This window comes from Streptomyces sp. NPDC002144 (assembly GCF_053593695.1).
In genome coordinates this window covers 1-3,271 of record NZ_JBSFDB010000141.1, presented here as the reverse complement: position 1 = coordinate 3,271, position 3,271 = coordinate 1, and the positions used below count along the sequence as shown (strand labels likewise).

The following is a 3,271-nucleotide window of genomic DNA, read 5'->3' as shown; positions in this document are numbered from 1 at the left end:
GCCGGTGAAGCTGCTCCGCCTGTTCGCTGATGGTCATCGGCCATCGACCAGCACGAGTACCCGAGTCGTAACACACACCACGCCCGTGACCTGCGCATTCACGATGCACATCACTCAGAGGGCGTTTATGCAGGTCAAGCTCCATATGTGGCTCTCGCCCCTGCCCCGCTTTGAGGGTCTTCATCCCGCAGGCGATGAATGGCGCTCCCCAGGTCGGATGCTCAGCCATCCATCTCGTTCGGTTCTGTACCTGGGAGTCCGTCTGGTTTGAGGTTGCCACGGAATCGCCCAATGAACAGCGGCCCGAGCCCTCCGCCTCGCCCGTGATCACGCTACGCCGTGAGCGAGCGCAAGCCGTACCCCAGCGACCTGTCCGACGCCCGATGGGCCCTGATCGAGCCGACGTTGACGGCCTGGAGGAAGGCCCGACTCGACCGCAGACCAACCGGACAGCCGGCCAAGGTCGATTTACGGGACGTCTTCAATGCGATGCTCTACGTGAACCGCACCGGAATCCCCTGGAAATATCTCCCGGACGACTTCCCGAACCACGGCACCGTTTACGCCTACTACGCCGCCTGGCGCGATGAGGGAATCTTCGCCCAACTCAACTATGACCTGACCGGACTGGCGCGCGTGAAAGACGGGCGCAAGCCCGAGCCGACCGCATCCGTGATCGATACCCAGAGCGTGAAGACTTCCACCAACGTGCCCGTGACCAGCCAGGGAACTGACGCCGCGAAGAAGATCGTCGGCCGCAAGCGCGGCATCCTCACGGACACGATCGGCCTCATCCTCGCCGTGACCGTCGTCGCCGCCGCCGGCCTGTCGGAAAACGCCCTGGGAATCCGCCTCCTCGACAAGGCGAAGGAGACGTACGGGTCACGGTTCACGGAACGGCGACATGCTGTCAAGGATCGACCTGTGGTCTATGAGGTCGTGAACCGCACTGGCGGCCTTGGCGACCGCGTCTCGGGCTGCGGGAACGAGCGCAGTGAGGTTGGCGAAGGCGTGAATCATGCCGGGGACTCGCCAGGACGTGACGTCATTGCCGGCGGCCCGTAGTGCATCGGCATAGGCCTCTCCTTCATCGCGCAATGGGTCAAATGCCGCCGTGATCACCACCGCGGGCGGCAAGCCGGACAGATCCGGTGACCGAAGCGGCGCCAGGCGCAGATCCTGCGGGTCGTCGAACGGGCCCGGGTAGTGGGCGTGGAACCAGCGGATGTCTTGTTCGGTGAGCCCGAAGCCCTCGGCGAACGCCGCCCGCGACGGCCAGTCCGCGTGGTAATCGACAGGCGGATACAGCAGCAACTGAGCTGCCGGCGGCTGTTCGCCATTGCGAACTGCCAGCTGACAGACCACTGCCGCCAGGTTGGCACCGGCGCTGTCTCCGCCGACTATCACCCGGCCCGGCTCTGCGCCCAGGTCGCCAGCGTACTGCTGAGCCCACCGCAAGGCCGCGCAGGCATCCTCCAATGACGCTGGAAAGGGGTGCTCGGGCGCCAGACGGTACTCCACGGACAGCACGTGCAGGTCTCCAAGTCTGCACAACAGCCGGCACAGCTCGTCGTGGCTGTCCACGTCACCGGCGATGAACCCGCCGCCGTGGAAGAACACCAGCAGTGGCCGCCGGCCGGCACCGGCCGGGGTGTAGTGGCGCGCCCACAGCGGACCGTCCGCACCGGTGACACACACATCACGCACCGAACCCACCGGGGTCGGGCGGCGGACGAGTAGCTTCGTGCGTACTCGCAGGCCTTCCCGGATGTTCTGCGGTGTGGGGTCGTCGCCACGGTCGAGCCGGAAGCGCCGTTGCACCGCCAAGAGCAGCCGGACCGTCGGATCCAGAACCTCGTCGGTGGCCGGTACTCCTGCGACGCCAGCCAGCCACCCCTGCCACCGGGCCGGTAACAGGGTCAATGCCCGCAGAGCGGACCGCTGGACGCGAAGCGGAAAGGGTGTGGTGCCACCCTTCCGCCGCGGCTCGATGTCGTCCGGCATGCTGCCCGTGCGGCTCTGGCCTGTGCGGACGCGTGTAGTTCTGCTAGTGGTGCCTTCGGGCATCACGGTCTCCTCGATGGATGATGCCGGTGTCTTCCCCCACGAAGCCGCTTGGCTCGCGCCCGTGGGCTCGGTTCGAGCCCGGCGCGGGTGACGTGCCCGTGGCAGGCGGGAGCAGGGGAGCGGAGAGCCCGCGCAGGTGCGTGCGGGCAGAGCCTCAACGCTGCGCGTACGACCATCTCCGCGCGACACTGCGCGGCCGGCCTCGGCGCGCCGGCCCTCCTGGGGTTCGTTCGCCTGATGACGACCCCGAGGAGAGCCCAGTGAGCGTCACGGGTTCGAGGTGGCACGGCACGCGCCTGACCGAGGACGTCCCCGGTGCTGACGACGAACACCGAGGTGCCCCGGCGAAGAACGTTCACCTGACCAGCCGGGCCTGACCCCACACCAGACCCTGCCGATCACCTCGTTGGGGATGTCTATGTCGAGGCCAGTACCTGCGGCCACGCCACTGGAGTTCTCTTGCTTCACGAGGTTCTCGTCTTCCGTATGCACCCGCCCCGGAACAGCCGGGTGCTTCCCCTCACTGCCTTTCGGCAGCTTAGGAAGACCGCCACGGTGGGCACATGAACCACGACGACATCCTGCTTGGAACATGAGCGCCACGCTTGCCATGCTCGCCCACGCGTTCCTCGCGGTGATGGCCCTGCAGGAACGGGGTGCCGACGCCGGCACACCCGACCTCGTGGACCTCACACCAGCCGAAATCCGTCGTCTGCTGGCAACTCAACCTCGCCACTGTCCTGCACGCCGCGATCACGCGGTGAACTGCTCACGATGGCGCCGCCGTCACCAGGCACGAGTCCGACGCTGTCAACCCAAGCGACGCGGACACACGTTGGCGGGACGACCTGTCCAAGACCGTCCCACGCATGCCCACCCCCGCCACACTCCCCACCGTCAAGCCGTTGACCAGCAGACATACAGAAGTCCGGCTGGAATATTAGTACTCCAGTTGCGCTTCTCGGGTGTGTCAACTTAACGGCTGATCTTGGTTGTTGTGTTATCGCTGGTTGGTGGGGGTCAGGCGGCCGTCGAAGGCGATTTGGAAGGCGTTGAGGGGTGCCTTCCAGCGCATCGTCCAGCGGCGCCGGCCCTTGCCCGTCGGGTCGAGGCTCATCAGTGCCATGTAGACGCACTTCAACGCGGCGGCCTCTGTGGGGAAGTGGCCGCGGGCCCGAACCGCCTTGCGGATCCGGGCGTTCAC

The 3,271-nt window shown here is 66.4% G+C and carries 1 protein-coding gene and 2 pseudogenes; 1 reads left to right on the top strand and 2 read right to left on the bottom strand.

Features of this window, described 5'->3' with window-relative positions:
* Window positions 1-339: 339 nt before the first annotated feature.
* Window positions 340-879, top strand: a pseudogene (locus tag ACWCQ1_RS51820) (IS5 family transposase); the annotation flags it as partial.
* Window positions 880-882: 3 nt separating this feature from the next.
* Here the strand turns inward: ACWCQ1_RS51820 and ACWCQ1_RS51815 are convergent.
* Window positions 883-2,004 (bottom strand): alpha/beta hydrolase fold domain-containing protein, encoded by a 1,122-nt coding sequence (locus ACWCQ1_RS51815; protein WP_451030098.1) that lies wholly within the window; start codon window positions 2,002-2,004, stop codon window positions 883-885.
* 1,063 nt (window positions 2,005-3,067) lie between these two features.
* A pseudogene (locus ACWCQ1_RS51810) lies at window positions 3,068-3,271 on the bottom strand (IS256 family transposase); the annotation flags it as partial.